We start from the raw sequence: 20445 nt of genomic DNA on the forward strand, positions 1-20445 counted from the left end.
GCCGTCGCTGCCACCGGCCGGGGTGTCGGATGCGGGGGGCAGCGTGAACGGGGGGGCGGGCCGGGTGAGGATATCGGCGTCGGCTTGCACGATGCCCAGTTCGGTCATGGTCTGGGATGGTTTGGTCTCGATCACGGTCGAATTCCCTTTCTGCTCAGTGGTTTTCTGGGTGTGAACGGAACCGCCATTCCATGCGGTAGCGGGTGTGCAGCGGCGGGCTGGTCGTGTTCCAGGTGAACACTGCTGCCTCATTGTCGTCGGTGCGGGCTGGTGGGGTCGCGATCGGGCGGGCATCAGCGGTCGGGGAGGTTTCGATGCCCCACACCACTGGGTCCAGGGCGGCGGGGAATGCCATCTGCACCTCCAGGCGGGCGGTGGGTAGCCGGACGGCGCGCTGGAACCAGCGGCCCCATTTGTTCTCGCCGATGCTGTACCCGTATTCGATCCAGACGCTCTCACCCGGATACAGCGGGAAGCGGCCGCCGGTGTTTTCGAACAGCAGCCACGCTTCCTTGAATGCATCGAGGTCGTGTTTGATCTCCCACCGCATCGGCTCGCCGCGGCAGGTGGCCGTGAGTGCGAGTTCATCCCAGGTCAGGGGGTGTTGCCGGTAGTGGGCGCGGGATTGGTCAGGCTCGCCGGGGTAGCGGTCGACCGCGATGCGGATGAGGTAGCGGGTGACCGGTTCGGTGCCGGTGTTGCGCAGCAGCCGCCGCATTCCCAGCCGGTAGGTGGCTCCGTCGTAGTCCAGGCGGGCGGCGTCGTGCTCGCACACCAGCGCGGCGGCGGCCAATGCCGGGTCCAGCCGCGGCGGCAGTGGCGCGGCGTGCTCGCCGGCGCCGTGGGCGCGGGCGGCCTCGAAGTCGCGCCAGCGCCGCCAGATCGCGTCTCCGGAGTTGAGGGCGGCGTCGGCCTTGCGGGCGAAGTCCTCGGTCGGTTTGTGCCGTCCGGCCTCGATGTGGCTGACGTAGGACGGGTCGAACCCCATCTTCACCGCCAGCGCTTTCTTGCCCAGGCCGGCGTTCTCGCGCCAGTAGGCGACTTCGGCGGCGAACGCCTCGGCCGCCTTTTGGGCGGCCTTGAGCTGCGGTGTCTTCAAGATTTTTTGTCCCCCAGCGTGCGTGAGTTGAGTGAATCGTGAATGAGTTCAGTTCACCATTCCCTCACGTGTACCACCAGCGTTTTCCTGGGTTCCCCGGCCCGGCGGCACCGATCCCGCCACGGCCCTTTCGCACCTGGTGGAGGACATGATGCGGTTGCTGTATCTGCTCAACATCTCCAATCCCGACCGGCTGAGCGCCGATTCGGGCTTCACCGTCGCCGAACTGCTGCTCCCGGCCTTGGCCGATCTCGGCGCGAGCATCACCCTCGCCGCCCCGGCGCGGATCTCCGATGAGCGCGTGTGGTTCGAGCGCACCGCGCTGCCGGGCACGAAGTACCGGGCCCGGTTCGGCGCTGATGCCGCGCAACTGGCGGCGATCGTGGGCGGCGCCCGCCCGGATGTGGTGGTGGTCAACCAGATCGAGCAGGCACCCGCGGTGCGCGCGGCCCTGCTTGAGACCGGCCTCACCGCGCTGGTGGCCGGCTACTGCCACTATCTGCCGTTCTCGGTGACCGACCTCGGTGCGATGCACCTGGATCCATCGCTGGACGATGCCGGGCTCGGCCCGGCAGTGCTGCTGGCGTTCTGCGCCGGACTGGCCGCGTGTGACCGGGTGCTGGTGCACTCCGCCGCCGCTTCGGCATGGACCCTCGCGGTCGCCGAACGCCACGGCCTCGACCTGGGCGAGCGGCTCGCCGTGGTGCCGCCACCCCGGGACGAACACCTCGTCCGCGACCCCGCCGAGACCGAAAACGACTGGGGCGCACCGCTGATCGGGGTCTACAACCACCGACTGTACCGGCACTACGGCACCGCACGATTCGCCGAGCTGGCCTCCCGCCTCACTGCGGAGACCAGCGTGCAGCTTCGGGTGACCGACCTGTTCGGTGACCGCAGCGCGGCGCGGGTCGCCCTGGATTCGAGCCCGGAATTTCACCGCGCCCAGCTCGCCGCCCTGCCCAGCGTGCACGTCGTGTCCGACGGCGGCGACCGGACCCGGTACCGGGAACTGTTGGCGAGCGCGCAATTTGGGATCGCGCCGTTGCGGGCGGGCTGTCCGTGGTCGATGAGCGTGATCGACGCCCAGGCGATGGGGCTGCCGGTGATCGCGCCCCGGATGGGCTGGTTCGCCGAGCACATCGACGAGGAACTGCTGTTCGACAGCCTCGACGCGGCGATCGACATCGCGCGCCGGCTGGCCGGTGACGAGGAGTTCTACCGGCTGCACGCCAAACGCGCCCACGCCGCCACCACCTGCCTGACCCCGGCCGCCATCGCCGCCGCGTACTGGGAGGCGATCTCGCGATGACCGGATTCGACGCGATTCAGCTGTCCTATGACGAACCACTCGCCGACGTGCTGCACTCGCGGCTGGCGCGGGTGTTCGGCGGCACAGTGAAACGCCTTCACGGGGTGCGGCCGATGCGCCGCGCCTACCGGCTCACCGCCGAACTCACCGACACCGCGCAGTTCTTCCTCGCAGACGGCGACTTCGCCATCGACCACGAATTCAGCGCTGCCGCAGTCGAACCCCTCGCCGAGGGCGTGTCGATGCGGGTCTGGCGGGCCCGCAACCCGCTCAACAGTCTGTCCTACGGCTACGGCGGGCTGAAGCTGATTTGCGCCGAGGCGTTGCGGCAGCTCGGAGACGCGGTCGATGTCCTGGCCGCCCTGCCCGGCCGCGTCGAGTTCGTCGAAGCAACCGCGGGGGTGACCCGGTTCAATCAGAGCCCATATCACGCCTGGCGTGCCGGGTTCCGCGAGTGCGCGATGCTCGCCCGCGGCAGCGAGTACGGCATGGACGACGTGTCCGCGCGGGCGAAGATCGCCGCCTGGCGGTCGGCCCGCACCGGCGAGTTCGCCTCCTACGCCGCACTCGGCGCCCGCGACGGTATCGCGTTCGCGCACGACGCCGGCCGTGCCCCGGACCGGTTCACCCAGCTCAACGATCCGGTGTGGCTGCACCACCGGTTCACCAGCTCCTACGGCGAGCGGGCGATTGCCGGATGAGCGGCCCCGCAACACGATTGGTGCTGATCGAACCCTACGCGGCTCGGGTCGGCGGCCACTACCAGCACACGCTCTACGCGCTGGCCGCCGCCGGGCCGGACAACCTCATCGTGACCCCGGCGCGGCGGTGCGGCCCGGCGGCGCATCTGCTGGCCGGTAGTGCGGCCGTGGCGCGGGTGCTGGCCATCGGCAGCGGCGCGGTGCTGGGCCCGCGATGGTGGCCGGACCGGCTGCGCCGCCTCCCGCACCAGATCGAACTGCTCCGGCGTTGCCTGCTCGAGGGCGCCTGCCTGCGCACCGCCCGCCACGAGGGCGGATCCGGGTGTGCGGTGGTGATCCTGACCGCCAGCGAGGGCCTGCACCTTCTTGCCGCAGCGTTGGGCGATGTGGCGCACCTGCGGTTCGTACACGAGGTCACCACCACCGAAGACCTGCCGTTACGGCTGCTTGGCAAGCTATTTCGTCGCCGCGCTGGTGCGGTTGGGCTCGTCTGTCCCACCGAGGCCGTGGCGCGCCAGCTGCGTACCCGGTTCCCGGTGCTGGCGACCGCGGTGCGGACCTATGCTGTCGACGACGGGCAGCGGTTGACCGACGCGGAGATCGACGGCGCCCGAGATGTTTTCGGGATTCCGGCGGATGCGACGGTGGTGTGCCTGGTCGGCGGCTGGTGGCCGCACAAGGATATCGCCACCTTGGACGCGGCGCTGGCTCGCATCCGTAAGCCGCTGCATCTGCTGGTCACCGGGCACCCGATCGACCAGCAGATCCTCGACCGGTGGCGGGGCCTGCCCCGGGTCCGGTTGTGTGTGGAGCCCGGCCCGGTCCCCGAACAGATCCTGCGGCTGGTGTACGCGGCGGTCGATGCCAGCCTGGTGATCCGCCATCGCGGCGTCGGCAAGGAATCCGGGCTGGTCCTCGGCGCGGCCCGCCTGGGCGTGCCGCTGATCGTCTCCGGCCACGACCTGGACCTGACCCACCAGCTCATCGGCCACCGGTGGGTGCGGGTCTTCCCCGCCGGCTCCCCGGTCAGCCTGGCCACAGCGCTGGACGGCCTCAGCGACGAGCGGATGCCGCGCCCACCGGCCTCGGCGGGCAAGTCCCTGGGCATGGCCACCCCGAGCGAACAAGCGGCCTTCCTGGTCGACACCTACCGCCGGCTGTCGGAGGCCCGGCGGTGACGCCGCCGGTGATCGCGGTGATCGGGCCCGTCGAACCCGCCCTGCTCACCGCCTGGACCAGCCACTATCGAGGGATCGGCGTCGAGCGGTTCCTGATCGCATTCCACTTCCCCGAACAGGTGCACCCGCGCCATCGGGCCACGTTGCTGGGCACCGCCGCCGATCTCGGCATCGGACCGGCCCTGACCAGCACGGGTCCGTGGCACGAGCACACCAACACCGAGTTGCGCGAACGGCTGCGCACTCTGGCCGGGCCCGGCTGGCATCTGCTCGCCGACGCCGACGAGTTTCACCAATTCCCCGTCGGCGTCGATGATGCGATCGCCGCCGCCGACACCTGCGGGCGCCCGGTGGTCGGCGGTCTCCTGTTCGACCGCATCACCTGCGACGGCGCACTTCCGCCGATCACTGTCGGCATCGACCTGGATCAGGTGTTTCCGCTCGGCGGGCACCTGACCCACCGGCTGCTCGGTGGTGATCCCCGCAAGATCGTGGCGGTGCGCTCCGATGTCGTGGTGGCCTCGGGCAATCACCGTGCCCCCGGATATCGGCCGGATCCGGATCGGCTGGTGTGCGTGCACCACTTCAAATGGAGGCGCGGTGTGCTGGCCGATCTGCGCCAGCGGGTGACCCGCTTCGGCAGCGGCGAATGGATCGAACACACCCCCGCGGTGCGGTCGGAAGCCGCCCGGCTGCTCGATCACGTCGGCCGCCACCACGGCCGCCTCGACCCCACCGACCCGCGCCCGGCCTACCAGCCTGCCACCCTGGCCCAGCTGCCTGAAAATTGGGTGGCCGAGGCCCGTAACATCCTGGTCGAATGGCGGCCATCGACACCGACGAGCAAGGAGTGATCATCCGAATGCACCGGTCACGGGTCATTTTGTTGTGCGGCATCACCGGCTCCGGCAAGACGGTGCTCGCCAAGGCCCTCGCGGACGAGGGCTTCACCCGGCTCTCGGTCGACGAGGAAGTCTTCCGCCGCCACGGCCGCTACGGCGTCGACTACCCCCATGACACCTACTTCGAGAAAGAACGCCCCGTCGTCGACGACATCCGCAACCAGCTCGCCGCCGAGATCGCCGCGGGTCACGATGTGGTGCTCGATCACGGGTTGTGGCTGCGCCCAGACCGCGACGCCTGGCGCGAGTTCGCCGAATCCCTCGGCGCCGAAGCTCTTTTGGTGTACCTGCCCGTGGACAAGGACGAGCTGCTGCGCCGCCTCGACGAGCGCAACCAGCGCGCCGACGCCAACGCCCTGGAAGTCACTCCGGAAGCACTCGACGACTTCTTCGCCCGATTCGACCCACCCGAGCCGGACGAGCACGCCGTCATCTACACCGGTGGCGACCCCGCCACGATCCTGGAATGAGGATCGAGCCACTGTCGGTGCCCCGCATCGGGGAGGTCATCGACCTCATGGGTACCGGCGCCCCCTACATCACACCGCGCACCAGCTCGGACTACTGGCTGTACGCCACCCTGTTCTCCACCACCTGCCCGCTCGCGGTCGTCGACGGCGCGATCGCCGGCGCGGTGATCGCGTTCCGCAGCCAGGACGACCCCGCCGACATCTACCTCCAGGACGTCATCACCCACCCCGACTACCGGCGCCGCGGCATCACCCGTGCGTTGATCGCCACGGTTGCCGACCACGGCATCGGCCGGGGCTGCCGACGGTTGTATCTGACCTCCGAACCCGACAACCACGCAGCTCACACCGCGTGGATCATGTTGGGTTTCACCAATGTCGCCGGTGACCACACGATTGGCGAGGTATCGGTGATCACCGACTTCAAGGGGCCCGGCAAGACCCGCGCGGTCTACGAGAAGCTGCTGAGCTGAACGGACGGCCCCGGAACCACACATCAAGGCCGTCCTCGACCGCGGCCCCGAAGGGGCGAGACCGCGGCCTCGGCAGGTATCGAACCATCAGCCACCGACAGAGCCCAGCTACCAGGGACGACCGAGCCGATGGCCGCGCCAGGGCAACCTACGGCGTGGGGCCGGGCCTGTACAGTCCCGGCGCCACATACCGAATTCCTTTCTCCGTAGTCAGCTTTCGAAGGTGACCTCGGTTGTTCGCGCAATCGCTGCTCGGCCTGCTCGAGCAGTGCCCGGACGTGGCCGTAGGCGGCCAGATAGTCGACGATGCCCGGTTCTGTGCCCACGCCACCTCGGTGCCGTGCGGTCGTGAGATCATGCCACGCCGGTGCCACCGTCGGGGGCGGGCCCGGCGGTGCTCGGGAACGTCAGCGCTCGCACACTGCGTTCGACAGGTGCCAGGTCCTTCAAAGCGGGGTCGTCCCCGCGCAGTTCGGCGATCTTCCGGGCGCCGGGAATCACGCGGCCCTCGAAGGAGCCGACAGTTTTGTTGAAGTTGTCGACCGCCTTTCCCAGGCTGGCGCCCATAGCATTGAGATGATCGGCCATAGTGGCGATTCGCCCATACAGCTCACGGCCGAGTTTCGCTATCTCCTCGGCGTTTACCGACTGTGTGTGCTTCTGCCACATGTAGGCGACCGTGCGCAGTGACATCAACAGATTCGTCGGGGTAGCGATGATGATCTTGCTGCGGATCGCGTGATCCCACAGCCCGGGGTCATGGTCCAGAGCCGCGTGCAGGAAGGCATCGGCGGGCAGGAACATCACCACGAATTCCGGCGTGCGCGCGAACTGTGCCCAATACTGTTTGCCCGCAAGCTGTTCGACGTGCCTGCGGACGTTGCGTGCATGCGCGGCGACACGCTCCTGGCGGGCAGCCTCATCGTAGGCATCCTGCGCGTCCAGGAATGCCCCGAACGGTGCTTTCGCATCGACCACGATGGTCTTGCCGCCCCCGAGGTTGATAACCATGTCCGGCCGCACATTCTTGCTGTCGCCGTCGGTGACGACATGCACTTGCTGCTCGAAGTCGACGTGCTCGACCATGCCGGCCGCCTCCACGAGAGTGCGCAGTTGAAGCTCGCCCCACTGCCCGCGAACTCCCGGCTTGCGCAGCGCGGTGACCAGTTGCTCGGTCTCCTTTCGGAGCCGTTCGCTGGAGTTATTGGCCATCTTCACCTGCTCGGCGACCGCCGAAAACGCGCCGACACCGCTTTCGTGGAATGTCTGCACCTTGGTATAGAGCTTGTCCAGCTCCTGACGCAGCGGCGTGACCATGGCTTCGATCGCGCTCTTGCGCTGATCCATCTCCCCGGCCGTAGCCTTCGCACGATGATCGGTCATCTCGGTGAACCGCTGAATCAGCTGAGAACCGGACTGCGCCAACACCTCCCCGGCCATCTGCCGCACGGTGTCCTGCATCTCCTCCTGAGCGCCGCGCAGTAGGTCAAGCTGATCGGCGTACTTCTGCCGCTCCCCATCCAGCTGAGCCTGCAGGCCACCCCGCACGGTAGCGGCTTCCTGGAGCTGCTGCTGCAACGCCTGGACCTGCGCCACCGCGGTGTCGCGTTCGCTACGCGCCCGTTCAGCCTGCTGATGTTCGTGGCGGGCACGTTCCTCGGCGCCGTCGGCGCGGCCACGCGAGACCATGTACCCGGCACCCGCTGCCAGCACAGCGACGATGACAACGACGATAGTGAAAGCAATCGAACTGATCACGCCAAACCCTCCATGACTCAAATGATTTCGGGCACCGGCCTACCAAAACAGAGCCGGTTAAGGTGACGCAGACGATCGACCAGAACTCGGGGTGTCGATCGGCGCGGAGCATGTCACACCCCACCGACATGTTTCGCCAGCCGAGACCGCACCTCACCGATTCCGGCCGCATTGTCGCTGGTCGGCGCGGAAATGGCCTGGGGGACTACGGCATAGGATCATCCCAGCGAATGATGTTCAGCATCGCGTCAGGAAAGTCGTTGCCCGGTACTGTCGGTAGCGGTTTCGCCGGCCTCAGCAGTCCGGTTGCAGCGGGTAACACGGCCGAGCGGTGTCCGGGGTCATCGGCGGAACCTCCGCTTGCGCTGGACCAACCGCAGACGGGGTGGGCGCCCCGGTCACCGACGTAGCATCAGGGCCGCTGGTGGAATCGTGTCTGTGTGGATGGTGGACACCGGCCATAGCAGGACCAGTGGTCCTGCCAAATCGGTGTCCACTACCCGGGGTGAACCTCACTCGTCAGTGCGGTGGACTGAAAGCAGGGTTATCGAGATCCGGAATACCGGATGATCGCACCAGGCACCAACAGGATAATAGGCTCAGATGCTGCTCATCACTTGCCGGGCGGAAGTGGTTCCTCAATGAGCACGTCGTTGCAGACTGGGCACCGGAACGGGACAAGCTCGAGAGCTTCGCGCTTCTCTCCACAGTTCCTGCACCAATTGTATTCGAACTGGGCGAAGTACTGATCCAGCCGCTCGTTCATAAGACCCCCATCCGGCGGCCCGATCCTCGGTGACCGCGCACGTGCCAGCAGTCTCGCACAAGGCGCCGGGTGCCGACAAAGAAAGAAGTACCCATATGGATACATTGGACTAACGCGGGCAGACTGCGGCATCCGTCGTGGAATGGATTGCGAGACACAAGATCCGTCTGAATGAAACATTGACGGCGACAGATGGATTCGCGGATCGCGCGGGCGGCTGCCGACCGCGACGGAGCCGACGACGAGTGGCCGGTTTCAGATCGCAGACATGGGAGTTTCGTGCCTACTGGTCCGGTGGGTTCGGCGGCAGGCGGTCTAGGTTCTGTCCTGTAAGTCATCTGAGCCAGAGGATGATCGCTGCGATGGTGAGTTCGGCCTGGTAGTAGGCAGCGCGTTTGGCGTAGCGGGTGGCCAGATCCCGGAATTGCTTGAGCCGGTTGAAGCATCGCTCGACCACGTTGCGCTGTTTGTAGGTGTCGGTATCAAACAACGGTGGCCGCCCGCCGCGGGAGCCTTGGGCCGCGCGGCGGGCGATCTGGTCGGTGCGCTCGGGACTGACGAACCGGATCCGCCGCCGACGCAACTCCTGTCGGGTCGATGGGTGCGAGTAGGCCTTGTCCGCGATCACCACCTCGGGCCGCATTCGTGGCCGCCCCAAGCCGGTGCGGGCGACCCGGATACCGTCCAGCAGCGGCAGCAGTTGGGGATTGTCACCGGTCTGACCAGGCGTGAGCAACACTCGCATCGGCAGCCCGCGCCCATCGACTGCAAGGTGGATCTTGGTACTCAGCCCGCCCCGGGACCGGCCGAGCGCTTCTCCGTCAACCACGACGGAGCCCCCTTTTTCCGGGCACCCGCAGCATGCTGATGGGCCCGCACGATCGTGGAATCGACACTGACGATCCACTCGATCTCACCGATCGAGTCGTCGCGCACGATCACCTGATCGAGGATCTTCTGCCAGGTGCCGTCCGCGGTCCACATCCGCAGCCGCTCGTGCGCTGTCTTCCAGGGGCCGTAGCGTTCGGGCAGGTCACGCCACGGCGCACCGGTCCGCAGCTTCCACAAAATCGCGTTGATCACCTGCCGGTGATCCCGCCAGCGCCGGCCCCGACCCGACACCGGCAACATGGGCTCGATCCGAGCCCATGCCCGATCCGTCAACTCACCACGACCAACCACGCCATACAGCTAACACCAACCAGCACAACGAATTACAGGACAGGCCCTAGGCCGTCGTAAAGGGTGTTCACTAGCAGTTCGTCGCGGCGGGCGATGGGATAGTTCACGGTCCGGTCCTGGCGTCGGCCGAAGGTCACCTTCGTGGATCGCTGGAACCAGTGTTCGATGCGAGTCGCGGTGACCGGCGACTCGTCACCGTTGACCAGAATCATCAGGAACGGTGAGAGCGCCAGGATCCAGCACTCGTCGGCGGTCGAGGCGCCGGTGACCAGGTCGATCGTGATTGTCGAAGCGCCGGTGTTCATGTATGCCGTGCCGACATTGGCGAGGGCGACGTGCAGGGTGAACGGCGCGATGGAGGTAGGTTCGTCGTTGAAGTAGGCGGCTTGCAGTTGCGGATGGTCATCGAGCAGGCGGCGGGTATCTTGCACGGCGAGGATGCCGCCGAGGATTTGGCGGGCGATTCGTCCCGGATGCAGGTTGTTCAGCGAGTCGCGATCGACACCACGGCCGTGTTCCAACGGCAGCGTGAACGCGGCGCCATCGGGGCGGGTCAGGCTCCATAAATCATTCGGATCGCCACCGGTGACTTGGCGGTAGGCTGCACCGCACCGGTGTACGTGGCCGAGGACATCCTGATGCCATGCGGTGTACGCCTGCGGGAGACCGCGCTCGCTCGCGCCCCTGTTGCAGTCCACGCACAAGGTTTCGAGCGCGTGGCCATTCGTGAACTCGCGGAACACTTTGACCTCATTCCCGAACTGCCGATACAGCGTGACCGGAGAGTCGTTGCCGGTCGCTTCGGGGGGAATATGCTCGCGGCTCATCTCCGTCTCTTCACCGCAGTGGCGGCACCAACCCACATCCATGGCCACATCGTTCTCCCACGCTCGCCTTTGGCACAACGCGATATCGAATGGCATCGCCTGCGTCGACGACCGCGACCCGCGACCTGCAACGGCAGCGATGGCCCGACAACGGGGGCATTTTCGGCAGGCCAAGGTGAAACCTCGCTTTAGCCCCTGTGAGATTGGCTTGGGGCAATTGAGTGAGTCGTGCCCGATGCGTCGCGCTATCCATTGCCCCACTCTTCCAACGCAATTCGGTGTTGCCGAGCTGTTGTCAGCGGACTCGGACAGCAGCTGTACCCATGCGCCGAAGGCGTGGGTGATCCCGCGGTAGTAGATGGCGAAATCCCAGTCGCTGACCGGGGTGTGGGTGCCGGTGGCGCGAGAGCCGCCGAGGGTGACTGCTTGCACGGCGGGCAGCGCCGCCAGGTGTGCGGCGACAAGATCGCAGAACTGTTCGTCGGACATGAGATCTCCATGGCGGGTAATCGACGGAACGACACCGGAGCCGCGGGCTCGAACGGTGCCGTCGGGTGACTGGAGATGGTCGGATTCGTCGTCACGCCATATCTCGACGGTACCCCGCCGACCCACCTGGATGTACGAATTCCGATGTGTCAGAGCGATTTCAAGAGCTCCGGGAGCGCTTCAGCCGTGATGCCTTTCCCGGCGGATGTTAGTGGGCGAGCCGGCCGAGGGCGTTGGATATGTATTCGCGTTTTGCGGGGCTGCTGCGGTGTCCAGACCTGTCGCAGACGGACAGTTCGGTGGCGAGTTCGTAGGCGGTCTCCACGGGACAGCTGAGATCCTGCCGGCCGTGTACCAGTACGCCGGGGATATCGGCCAGTGCGCCGGCGTTGTGGATCAGTTCGCCGTCTTGCAGCCAGCCGTAGTTGGCGTAGAAGTGTGCGCAGATCCGCACCATGGCGAGAAGGTCGTCGGTGCCGTCGTATCCGTCCGGTTGGAATGACTGGTAGACCTGCGGCTCCATCTCCGGGGGTGTCAGAGCCATCACCTCGTCGTGCGGGAGCGACCCTATCGGGATGGGAAGCGCGGAGTCGAGCTGCTGCACCGCCAGGTCCAGGTATTCACACCGCGCATCGGCAAGGAAATTCTCCCCGGGCCAATACACCTGACCGAAGTCGAGCAGGGCTTTGTCGATCAGCCTGTTCGCGGTCGCGGTGAGCGACAGTGCCTGGTAAACGGTGCGTAGAGCGGCAGCAAGATCTGCCAGGTCGCTCGCCTCTACCTGTGCACCGTGGCGTGCAACAGGTCCAGCGCCGTTGCGGTTTGAGTTACCGGCGTATCCGAATCCATATCGCGATCATCGCGAGTCGCTGCTGACGACTCACCGATCTCACGACTTCCGTTTGAGCTGGCACGTCGCCGGTGACGTGTCGGATCGCGCCGAAACACCTTCACGAGAAGAGCGTCGCGGCCGTATGGCGGTCTCCGCCGAGCCCCGCGAACGGACAGCACGGCGACGTGTGCGACGGATGGTGTTGGGTGACCATGTCTTTCGGTATGCGTCGGCTGCCGGCGTTGTGGCGGTAACGACGTCAACGTATCGCACGACAGTCCGGACGGTGGTTGCGCGCAACCGAGGCGAAGTTGTTGCGTCGGTAGTCAGGTTTCGCCGGAATCGAAGGGGCGGGCGGTGTCGAACACAGCGGCAGTGAAGTCGCGATGGTGGATCGTGATGTGGCTGATTTTGCTCAGTGCCGGCGCCATCTATGCCGATTATCCGGCGCTCGTGGACAAGGACGAGCTACCGGCGCAGCGCGTCGGCGCCATCGTCGCGACAGTAGCCGACGGGCGAGCCGACAACGCGCACTTCTGGGTCTACTCGCGCCTGGATCCGTTCGGCTCAGAGAGAAGCAACCGTCACCTGATCAACTTCGCATACCGCATCGGTGCCCCGGCGAACACTGAGATAACGATCGAGTTCGCCCTCATCGGTGATGTTGCCGGGTTCGATCTGCAGTGCACCCCGGGTGACGTTTCGTCGCTGGTCGATACGACAACGGCTCGCATCGATGGAGGACTCCAGGCCGCAGCTGCCGCAGTGCAACTCGGTCGAGGTCGAAGCCCCAACAGCCCGGGCACCCCCCAATGACGCGGAAGTCCAGGGCGCGCTGGCCGATCTTGGCCCAGCACCGGCGAAAGTGGTGACGATTCGGCAGACCGCAACCGAAAAAGGCGCCGGCGGGCCCGGTCTCGAAGGAAACAAGGTCTGCCGAATCATGAACGGCAACTACGCCTCGACGCCCTCGACGAGGCCGTGGATCCCCAAACAACTGGAAATATCCACCGCGCCTACCGGATACGCACTGCGTGCAACTCCGCAAGGTCTGGGCGCCACCAATGAGGTGACCACCGCGGTAAACGGCCGCTACACCGTCGACCGCACGTTGATCGAGCCCATCAACAGACCCGACGGCACCGTCCGATGGAGCCTTCAGACCTCAGACGACACACAAACCATCGGCGGATACACCGTCAAGACGTTGCCCGGAATCGCGTCCCTGCTCAAAGACCCCGCCGACAAATGGAAGCGCGACATCGGAATTCTTGTCATCGGCGCCTTGATCGGGTGGCTCGGCGGAGCGCTCGTCGAGGCCCTGGTCGCACTACGAACCCCATGAAAACGCCGCGCTGGAAACCTGGAGCAACCCGAAGCCTGGTCGTGGCCTCAGCGTCGGCCGGTGCCGATGATTCGGCCGTTGTGTGCGTCGGCGGTGAGGCTGTCCAGCACGTACCGCTTCATCGGCCTTCGGGGCTGTCTGCTCATATAGCCGTCTGCTGGTCGAGCGCTGCCTCGTAGAAGGCGTCCGCGAGCGCCATGATGACGGCGCTGATGCCGGGTCCGTCGCTGAAGAAGTAGTCGGCCATGGTGTTGTGGGCTTCCTGGTTTTCCAGGACAGCCTCGGTGACCGCGGCCTGAAAGTCCTGCGACTCCATGAACTGCTTCTTCGAGTTCACCTTGGTCTGGTTGACCAGATCCGGATAGGCAAGTAGCCGTTGCACCAATCCTTGCACGAACTCACGGACTTGCGACGCGGTGAACGACTCGGCGCCGAAAAGGTCGTTCATCTTGTCGATGACGACCTGCAGCGCGACGTACTTCGGTTCCTTTCGGGTGCCGGTGCCCGCTGCGCTGATGCCCTTGAGTTCTCCGTCACCGGTCAGCGAGATATCGACTGCGGTCGCCTTGGTGTGCTTGACCCCGATAAGGACCACATCGGACAGGTCGACCTCCGCGGCCCAGGAGGAGTCTGCGATGACCTTTTCCAACAGCCGTAGGAAGATCGACAGCATCTCCATGTACGGGTCGCCGTAGTTGACGATCTGGCTCATGAAGTCGTAGAGCCGGACGTAGGTGGAGACGTCCTTGCGGAATAGGTCGAGTGTGTTGAGGGTGACTGTGTCGTCGGCCTCGATCGCGGCCGCGTAGCGGCGGGCGAAGTCGTTCTTGGCAGGGCTGATCGCGGCCGAGAGCGCGTTGTTGCCTTTGCGGGTGACCCACAGTTCGGCGACCTCGCGCACCTGTTCTTCGGTGTAGATCCCGGCTTGGGCGAGTTTGGTGGCGAGATGGACGACGACGTACGGGTCGGTCTCGGTTTCGAGGGTGGCGTTGGTGAAGTACGGCTCGAACGCAGCCCGGATGTCGTCGGGTTTGTTCACGAAGTCGATGACGAACGTCTTGCGCTTCTGCTCCCCGCCGGCGGTGCGATGGGTGCGGTTGAGCCGGGACAGCGTCTGCACGGCAGTGACACCGGAAAGTTTCTTGTCGACGTACATCGCCGACAGAAGCGGCTGGTCGAACCCAGTTTGGAACTTGTTGGCAACCAGCATGATCTTGTACGTCGAGCCCTTGAACGCGGCGGCCAGGTCCGAGCCGGCGCCGGGGTTCAGGTTGGCCTCGGTGAACTCGTCGTCCTTGCTCGGTTGCGGCCCCCAGTCCGTATCCCATTCCTCGTCTTCGGCCATGGTCACCGCGCCGGAGAAGGCGACCAGGGTGCGGTAGTTGTACGAGGCGTCCAGAGCGGCGCGCTTGGCGATGTAGGCGTCGATCGCCTTCTTGTACTTCACCGCGCCCTTACGCGAATCGGTCACGACGATCGCTTTCGCCTTGCCCTCCAACAGTTGGGCGACGTTGGCGTGGAAGTGCTCGACGATGATCTGTACCTTCCGGCCGATGTTGGTCGGGTGCAGTTTCGCCCAACGCATCACCCCCCTGCGCGCCGCGGCCTCCTCCACCTCGCCACCGTCACCGCTCTCGGCCTTGTTGGCGATCTTCATTGCGGTGTCGTAGGTCTGGTAGCCCTTGAGCACGTCGAGGATGTAGCCCTCCTCGATCGCTTGCCGCATCGAGTAGAGGTGGAACTCGACCGGTTTGCCGTCGGGGCCCTTGCGGCCGAACAGTTCCAGGGTCTTGTTCTTCGGTGTCGCGGTGAACGCGAAGTAGGAGATGTTCTGCGACTCTGCCCGCTCGGTCATCTCCGAGGCCAGGATGGACTCGACGTCGACGGCACCGCCGTCCTCGATCTCTTTGATTTGCTCCGCGGTCAGCACAGCTTTGAGCTTGGCGGAGATCTGGCCGGACTGCGAGGAGTGCGCCTCGTCCGCGATCACCGCGAACCGCCGCCCCTTCAACGACGAATCGGCCCGGATCTCATCGAGCGCGAACGGGAACGTCTGCACCGTCACCGCGATGATCAGCTCCCCGTTCTTCAACGCGGTCGCCAGCAGCCCGGATTTCGACTTCGCCCCCGCCTTCCGGACGTCCTCCGGGCTAATAGTCGCAACGATCTTGCCGGACCCGTCGATCTGCCGGATCGCATCCTGCAGCTGCCCGTCGAGCACGTTGCGGTCCACGACCACGATCACCGAATCGAAGACCTTCTCATTGTCAACGTGTAGCCGCGCCAACCGGTGTGCGGTCCAGGCGATGGTGTTCGTCTTCCCCGAGCCCGCCGAGTGCTCGATCAGATAGCGCTGCCCCACCCCCTCCTCGGCTACCGCGGCCACGATGTTCGTCACGGCCTCCCACTGGTGAAACCGCGGGAAGAGCATGCTCGTACGCCGCACCGACGTCCCGGTCGCGACATCCCACTCCTGCTTGGTCTCCACGATCATCAGCCGGCCGATGATGTTGAGCCACGCGTGCTTCTCCCAGACCCGCTCCCACAGGTACGCCGTCGCCGACTTGCCGTCGGCACCAGGCGGGTTGCCCGCGCCACCATCGTGACCGGTGTTGAACGGAAGGAAGTGTGTCTTCTCGCCTTCGAGCCGGGTGGTCATCGCGGCCAGGTCGTTGGAGACCGCGAAGTGAACCAGCGCCCGATGCCCGAACGACAACAGCGGCTCCGGCCGCCCGTTGGTCAGCGGATGCCGGTCCTTGCGGTACTGATTGATTGCCTCATCGACAGATTGAGTGAAGTCGGTCTTCAGCTCGACGGTGGCGACCGGGAGCCCGTTGATGAAGAAGACCAAGTCGATGCTGCGCCGATCGGCGGTGGAGAAATGCACCTGCCGCATCACCCGCACCCGCATCGCCGCGTACTGCTCGTTGCTGGTCGCATTCAGGCTGGTCTCGGGGCGGAACTGCGCCATCTTCAACCGGCCACCACCGATGTACTGCACCCCGCTGCGCAGGATGTTCAGCGTCCCACCGCCGTGCTCGAGGGGCTTGTCGAGCGCCGTGGTCAGCACATCGAGGAACTTCGTCTCCGATCCTGCTGCCTTCAACGCTTTCTCATACGCCGCGTCCTGAGTCGCCTTCAGCCAGGCGAACAGGTCCTCGGGAAAGAGCGCCCGCTGCCGGTCGTAGCCGGTGTTGTTCGCCGAATATAGCCACCCGTGGTCGGCCAGGTATTCGCAGATCTCGGACTCGAAGACGACCTCATTGTGGTCGGGCATCACGCCATCTCCCGTACATCGACCTGACCGGTCACCGCCGCTGTGATCAACGCCGAGCGCCGCTCACGGGCCAGTCCGATGAAGCGCTCGGTCTCTTCGAGCAAGGTGTCGATCTTTGCGGTCTGCTCGTCGAGATCCGCGGCGATGCGGCGCTGTTCATTGAGAGGAGGTATGGCGATGCGCAACTGCTTCAGCGCCTCGCATGTGAGGCCGCCCTTCGTGCTCCCGTTCTCCTCGCTGAGAAGTCGGAGCTCGTCATAAGCCGCCCGGAACGACCACAAGAGGTACTCCGGCAGCCACCGGCTCCGGTCGGGAGTTACGTACGCGACGTGCTGGTTCAGCGTTGCCTCGATGTCGAGAATGGTTGCCATGCCGCGTGTCTTTCCCTGTCCAGTCAGACCGACCAGAATGGAGCCGGGAGAAACAACTGGCAGATGGCATTCACGCAGCGCTGCCGCCGTCACAAACTGCTCGGCCTGAGTGACGCGAGTTTCGTTTACGACGGAGCTGTTCAGCCAGGGGATGTCACCGCCGTCCCAATAAGCGGCGTTATCTCGTCTTGGAGTGGAGCCGTTGCCGATGCGCGCGGTACGCCCCAGCTTGTCTGTCGCAGAACCTGCGACGGTGGGCTTGAGGATGACATGCATAGCCACAGCCCGGCGCCGCTCGCGAAGCATTCCGATCAGGCGCTGCTGCTCATTGACGAGCGTGTCGATACGGGTGGTCTCGCGGTCAAGATAGTCGGCGATTGCGCGTTGCTCGTCAGGAGGCGCGAACGGTACGCGAAGTGCCCTCAGTTTCTCGGCCGTGAGATGCGAAATCGTCGATCCATTGCAAACCAGATCGATGACACCAGCGTCACGGTAAGCGCGAAGCACGTAAGCGAGATACCGCGTGGACCAGTCGCCGAGTGATCGCACTCGATTCACCGTCTTTTGAAACGACCAGCCCGGCATGTCGTGGTCGAGCACCGTAGTTGTTCCAACGGCCCCGCCCTCCACGACCAACAGATCGCCACGACGTAGATCGAGACGCGCTGCTTCGTTTGCTGAGAAGGGCATCTCGTTGACGTCTGCCAGCTGTAAACCGTCGTCCTGGATGTTCGCAGCACGAATGTAGGGGAGAATCGTGTGCGATTCATCGACAGTTCTGCCAGCGTCGAGCATTTTGCCCAGCGTTACGGAGAAGGCGATGCCGATCGGCACAAGCTCAGCCTGATCGTTGTCAAACGGGTTGAGCGTGACCGTCACTTCTCGACCTCGCGCAGCAAATCAATGATCTTGGCGACCTGCTTCTCCAGGTCGGCGTCGATCTCAGCGAGGGGGCGGGGCGGGACGTACTTGTAGAAGTGGCGGGTGAAGGGGATCTCGTAGCCGGTCTTGACCCTGGACCAGTCGATCCAGGCATCGGGAACGTGCGGCTTCACCTCAGCGTCGAAGTATGCCTGGATGACCCGATCCTTGCCGGCCGCACCAGCGGTCGAGCCGCCGTAGGTGAATGGGACGATCTCAGTGTCGCGTTTTTTCGAGTCCGCCTTGGGCTTGCCCTTGCGGTCCACGACCGGCTTCCCGTCCTCGTCCAGCAGTGGACGTTCGACGGTGATGGTCCAATAGCCGAATTCGTCGTTGCGCATCACCTTGGAGTAGTCCGGATCGGCGTCGGTGAAGTCGCTGTATAACTTGAGCACCTCGGCGCGGTCGGCAGGGCTGAGCTCGCGGTTCTTCGCGCCGAGGTTCGGGCGCATCTTGGTCCAGAAGGAGGAGCCGTCGATGAGCTGGACGAGGCCCTTCCGGTCGGGGTGCTTGGTGTTGTCGAGGATCCAGATGTAGGTGGAGATACCAGTGTTGAAGAACATGTTGGTCGGCAGAGCGATGATCGCCTCGACCAGATCGTTTTCCAACAGCCACCTGCGGATGTTAGATGGGCCGGACTCGGCGGGACCATTGAAGAGCGGCGAGCCGTTCATCACGATCCCGGCCCGGCCGCCACCATCCTCCGGCGCCCGCATCTTGTGGGCCAGATGAAGCAGGAAAAGCATCTGCCCATCCGAGGTCGCCGGGAGACCAGGAGCGAACCGGCCGTAGGGCCCCGCCTCATCACGCTCTTTCGTGACCGCCTTCGCGTACTGCTTCCAGTCGACGCCATAAGGCGGGTTGGACATGCAGAAGTCGAACTGGCGGCCCCTGAACGCATCATCGGTCAGAGTGTTGCCGAAAGCGATGTTGGACGCATCCTGTCCCTTTGCCAGCAGGTCGGACTTGCAAATCGCGTACGACTGCGGGTTGTACTCCTGCCCGTAGAGGCTCAGCTTCGCGTCGGGGTTCTGCTCAAGCAGGTGCTCCTCGGCCAGGGCGAGCATGCCGCCGGTGCCTGCGGTGGGGTCGTAGAGCGTGCGGACGATGCCGGCCTCGGTCAGGTCGGCGTCCTTCTCGGCGAAGAGCAGGTCGACCAGCAGCCGGATCGCGTCCCGCGGGGTGTAGTGGTCACCCGAGGTCTCGTTCGCGGCCTCGTTGAACTTGCGGATGATGTACTCGAACGCATCGCCCATATCAGCGTTAGAGACGACGTCCGGATGCAGGTCGACACCCTTGAAGGACGTGACGACCTCACGCAGTAGCTCCGCCTTCTCCAGGGCAAGGATTTCCTTTTTGAAGTCGAAGTACTCGAATACGTCGACATCGGGTGAGAACCGGTCGATATAGTCGGCCAGGTTGTCCGCGAGCCCGTCGGCGTCTTGTAGGAGGTTGGCGAAGGAGTAGTTCGAGGTGTTGTAGAACGGCCGGCCAGTCGCCTTCTTGACTTCGATCTTGAGCCGGTGCGGGTTGTCGTACTTTGTCGCCAGCGCGCGCACTGTCTCCCGGTCGGGCTCAAGGATGCAGTCGAGTCGGCGCAGGATCGTGAGCGGGAGGATCACGTTTCCGTACTGGTTGGGGCGGTAGGGGCCCCGAAGTTGGTCGGCGATTGACCAGATGAAACTACCAAGGGTGCTCACCAAGGCTCCTTACGAGGTTCACTCGACGATCGAATGTTGGACGCCCAGCGCGAGCCCGTGCGGTGCGCGCCATCCGTACAGGCGGCGCACAGTCTGCAGCAGCCAGCGCGTCCCAAGAACATCATCGCGCATCATCACGCTCCACCTGCCATGAGGTCGGCAGAGGCGACGAGCTCAGCAGACAACGAATGCGGTGGAGTTTGTTGCCGTGAAAACTTTGGGGCACAAGGCCGATCACATCACGGCACGTTGTCGTTAGCGAGTCGGGACGCTGCGGGCGGCCAGATCACGCAGGGGCGACCCAGCTTGGTGGCCCCCTGGAGGCGAAGCCGACGGGGGACCGTGCCGGTGTGCTTCGTCGCGGGCGCCGGTCCGCCGTAGTTGTTGCCCCACCGCTCGATGCGATCACCTACCGCGAATATTTCGCCCATACCCGCGGCTATCCCGCCCAAGCCTTGGCACAGGAGTAGATGACAAGCTCAACCGATGCCCGTTGTGCCGCGCACCCGGATCCGGTTGAAGTCGCGCGCCGGCCTGGCCGCCGGTGACCGGATCGGCTATGTCGCCCCTGCCGGGCACGCCGCGGTGGTCCGCACCGACTTCGATCACGCCTCCGGCGAACTCGTTCAGATTTGGTCGAAAACCCCGCCCACCGGCGGGGCGGATTGGGTCGTTGTGTGGTGGCCGGGAAACCACTGGACATGGGAACGCGAAGCCGACCTCGAATTCGTCGACACCGACCAAAACCCCACATAACTCATCTGCCCGCTCGCCGGACCCCCGACCGTCCCACCCTCACGAAGTAGGCCCGTTGCGTTCGCTGCCCAAAGGCGCGCCAGTGC

The 20445-nt window shown here is 65.1% G+C and carries 15 protein-coding genes and 2 pseudogenes; 9 read left to right on the forward strand and 8 right to left on the reverse strand.

The features are described from left to right. Window positions 1-154: 154 nt before the first annotated feature. Window positions 155-1099 (reverse strand): helix-turn-helix domain-containing protein, encoded by a 945-nt coding sequence (locus C5E41_RS25655; protein WP_219823246.1) that lies wholly within the window; start codon window positions 1097-1099, stop codon window positions 155-157. 148 nt (window positions 1100-1247) lie between these two features. On the opposite strand from C5E41_RS25655, the gene C5E41_RS25660 reads away from it, so the two are divergent. Genes C5E41_RS25660 through C5E41_RS25685 form a run of 6 tightly spaced genes read left to right on the forward strand, consistent with a single transcriptional unit; the run spans window position 1248 to window position 6135 of the window. After that, complete coding sequence (locus tag C5E41_RS25660) at window positions 1248-2411, forward strand: glycosyltransferase (RefSeq protein WP_219823247.1); 1164 nt, start codon at window positions 1248-1250, stop codon at window positions 2409-2411. Next, on the forward strand, window positions 2408-3112 hold the full coding sequence (locus C5E41_RS25665) for a hypothetical protein (protein ID WP_104378315.1): 705 nt from the start codon (window positions 2408-2410) through the stop codon (window positions 3110-3112). Before C5E41_RS25660 ends, C5E41_RS25665 begins: the two co-directional genes overlap by 4 nt. Next, window positions 3109-4290: a hypothetical protein gene (locus tag C5E41_RS25670; RefSeq protein WP_104378316.1), complete on the forward strand. Its 1182-nt coding sequence runs from the start codon at window positions 3109-3111 to the stop codon at window positions 4288-4290. The genes C5E41_RS25665 and C5E41_RS25670 overlap by 4 nt, the downstream gene beginning before the upstream one ends. Then, window positions 4287-5144 (forward strand): hypothetical protein, encoded by an 858-nt coding sequence (locus C5E41_RS25675; RefSeq protein ID WP_104378317.1) that lies wholly within the window; start codon window positions 4287-4289, stop codon window positions 5142-5144. The genes C5E41_RS25670 and C5E41_RS25675 overlap by 4 nt, the downstream gene beginning before the upstream one ends. Continuing rightward, on the forward strand, window positions 5111-5662 hold the full coding sequence (locus tag C5E41_RS25680) for an AAA family ATPase (protein ID WP_219823248.1): 552 nt from the start codon (window positions 5111-5113) through the stop codon (window positions 5660-5662). Before C5E41_RS25675 ends, C5E41_RS25680 begins: the two co-directional genes overlap by 34 nt. Then, the gene (locus tag C5E41_RS25685; RefSeq protein WP_104378318.1) at window positions 5659-6135 is read left to right on the forward strand and encodes a GNAT family N-acetyltransferase; all 477 of its coding nucleotides are present in this window, start codon (window positions 5659-5661) and stop codon (window positions 6133-6135) included. Before C5E41_RS25680 ends, C5E41_RS25685 begins: the two co-directional genes overlap by 4 nt. A 354-nt stretch (window positions 6136-6489) precedes the next feature. Here the strand turns inward: C5E41_RS25685 and rmuC are convergent, their stop codons facing one another. The 4 genes and pseudogenes from rmuC to C5E41_RS25705 form a co-directional block, all read right to left on the reverse strand. Further along, a complete protein-coding gene (gene rmuC, locus C5E41_RS25690; RefSeq protein ID WP_181063420.1) occupies window positions 6490-7731 on the reverse strand; it encodes a DNA recombination protein RmuC in 1242 nt (413 codons plus the stop codon). Between the two features lie 1262 nt (window positions 7732-8993). After that, window positions 8994-9790: pseudogene (locus C5E41_RS25695) on the reverse strand (IS5 family transposase). Between the two features lie 1223 nt (window positions 9791-11013). Next, window positions 11014-11157 (reverse strand): annotated as a pseudogene (locus C5E41_RS35370) (nucleotidyltransferase domain-containing protein); the annotation flags it as partial. Between the two features lie 208 nt (window positions 11158-11365). Then, window positions 11366-11821 (reverse strand): hypothetical protein, encoded by a 456-nt coding sequence (locus tag C5E41_RS25705; RefSeq protein ID WP_104378320.1) that lies wholly within the window; start codon window positions 11819-11821, stop codon window positions 11366-11368. 525 nt (window positions 11822-12346) lie between these two features. Here C5E41_RS25705 and C5E41_RS25710 point away from each other — a divergent pair. Beyond that, the gene (locus tag C5E41_RS25710; RefSeq protein ID WP_146097684.1) at window positions 12347-12805 is read left to right on the forward strand and encodes a hypothetical protein; all 459 of its coding nucleotides are present in this window, start codon (window positions 12347-12349) and stop codon (window positions 12803-12805) included. Then, entirely contained in the window at window positions 12726-13334 is a 609-nt protein-coding gene (locus tag C5E41_RS25715; RefSeq protein WP_146097685.1) for a hypothetical protein, read from the forward strand. The genes C5E41_RS25710 and C5E41_RS25715 overlap by 80 nt, the downstream gene beginning before the upstream one ends. A gap of 142 nt (window positions 13335-13476) precedes the next feature. On the opposite strand, the gene C5E41_RS25720 is transcribed toward C5E41_RS25715, so the two are convergent. The 3 genes from C5E41_RS25720 to C5E41_RS25730 are packed head-to-tail and all read right to left on the reverse strand — an operon-like array spanning window position 13477 to window position 19603. Then, window positions 13477-16611 carry a type I restriction endonuclease subunit R gene (locus C5E41_RS25720; RefSeq protein WP_104378323.1) on the reverse strand — a complete coding sequence of 1045 codons (3135 nt, stop codon included), beginning with the start codon at window positions 16609-16611 and terminating at the stop codon, window positions 13477-13479. Beyond that, a complete protein-coding gene (locus tag C5E41_RS25725; protein WP_104378324.1) occupies window positions 16611-17861 on the reverse strand; it encodes a restriction endonuclease subunit S in 1251 nt (416 codons plus the stop codon). The genes C5E41_RS25720 and C5E41_RS25725 overlap by 1 nt, the downstream gene beginning before the upstream one ends. Then, the gene (locus tag C5E41_RS25730; RefSeq protein WP_104378325.1) at window positions 17858-19603 is read right to left on the reverse strand and encodes a type I restriction-modification system subunit M; all 1746 of its coding nucleotides are present in this window, start codon (window positions 19601-19603) and stop codon (window positions 17858-17860) included. The genes C5E41_RS25725 and C5E41_RS25730 overlap by 4 nt, the downstream gene beginning before the upstream one ends. A gap of 486 nt (window positions 19604-20089) precedes the next feature. Here C5E41_RS25730 and C5E41_RS25735 point away from each other — a divergent pair, with 486 nt between their 5' ends. Continuing rightward, entirely contained in the window at window positions 20090-20359 is a 270-nt protein-coding gene (locus C5E41_RS25735) for a hypothetical protein (RefSeq protein ID WP_146097686.1), read from the forward strand. Window positions 20360-20445 lie beyond the last annotated feature (86 nt).

This window comes from Nocardia nova, from assembly GCF_002933465.1.
GTDB lineage: Bacteria > Actinomycetota > Actinomycetes > Mycobacteriales > Mycobacteriaceae > Nocardia > Nocardia nova_B.

Coding starts and splice junctions, on each gene's coding strand:
- C5E41_RS25715 (WP_146097685.1), top strand. CDS start 12,726: ATGGAGGACTCCAGGCCGCAGCTGCCGCAGTGCAACTCGGTCGAGGTC.
- C5E41_RS25735 (WP_146097686.1), top strand. CDS start 20,090: ATGCCCGTTGTGCCGCGCACCCGGATCCGGTTGAAGTCGCGCGCCGGC.
- C5E41_RS25665 (WP_104378315.1), top strand. CDS start 2,408: ATGACCGGATTCGACGCGATTCAGCTGTCCTATGACGAACCACTCGCC.
- C5E41_RS25660 (WP_219823247.1), top strand. CDS start 1,248: ATGATGCGGTTGCTGTATCTGCTCAACATCTCCAATCCCGACCGGCTG.
- C5E41_RS25685 (WP_104378318.1), top strand. CDS start 5,659: ATGAGGATCGAGCCACTGTCGGTGCCCCGCATCGGGGAGGTCATCGAC.
- C5E41_RS25680 (WP_219823248.1), top strand. CDS start 5,111: ATGGCGGCCATCGACACCGACGAGCAAGGAGTGATCATCCGAATGCAC.
- C5E41_RS25720 (WP_104378323.1), bottom strand. CDS start 16,611: ATGCCCGACCACAATGAGGTCGTCTTCGAGTCCGAGATCTGCGAATAC.
- C5E41_RS25670 (WP_104378316.1), top strand. CDS start 3,109: ATGAGCGGCCCCGCAACACGATTGGTGCTGATCGAACCCTACGCGGCT.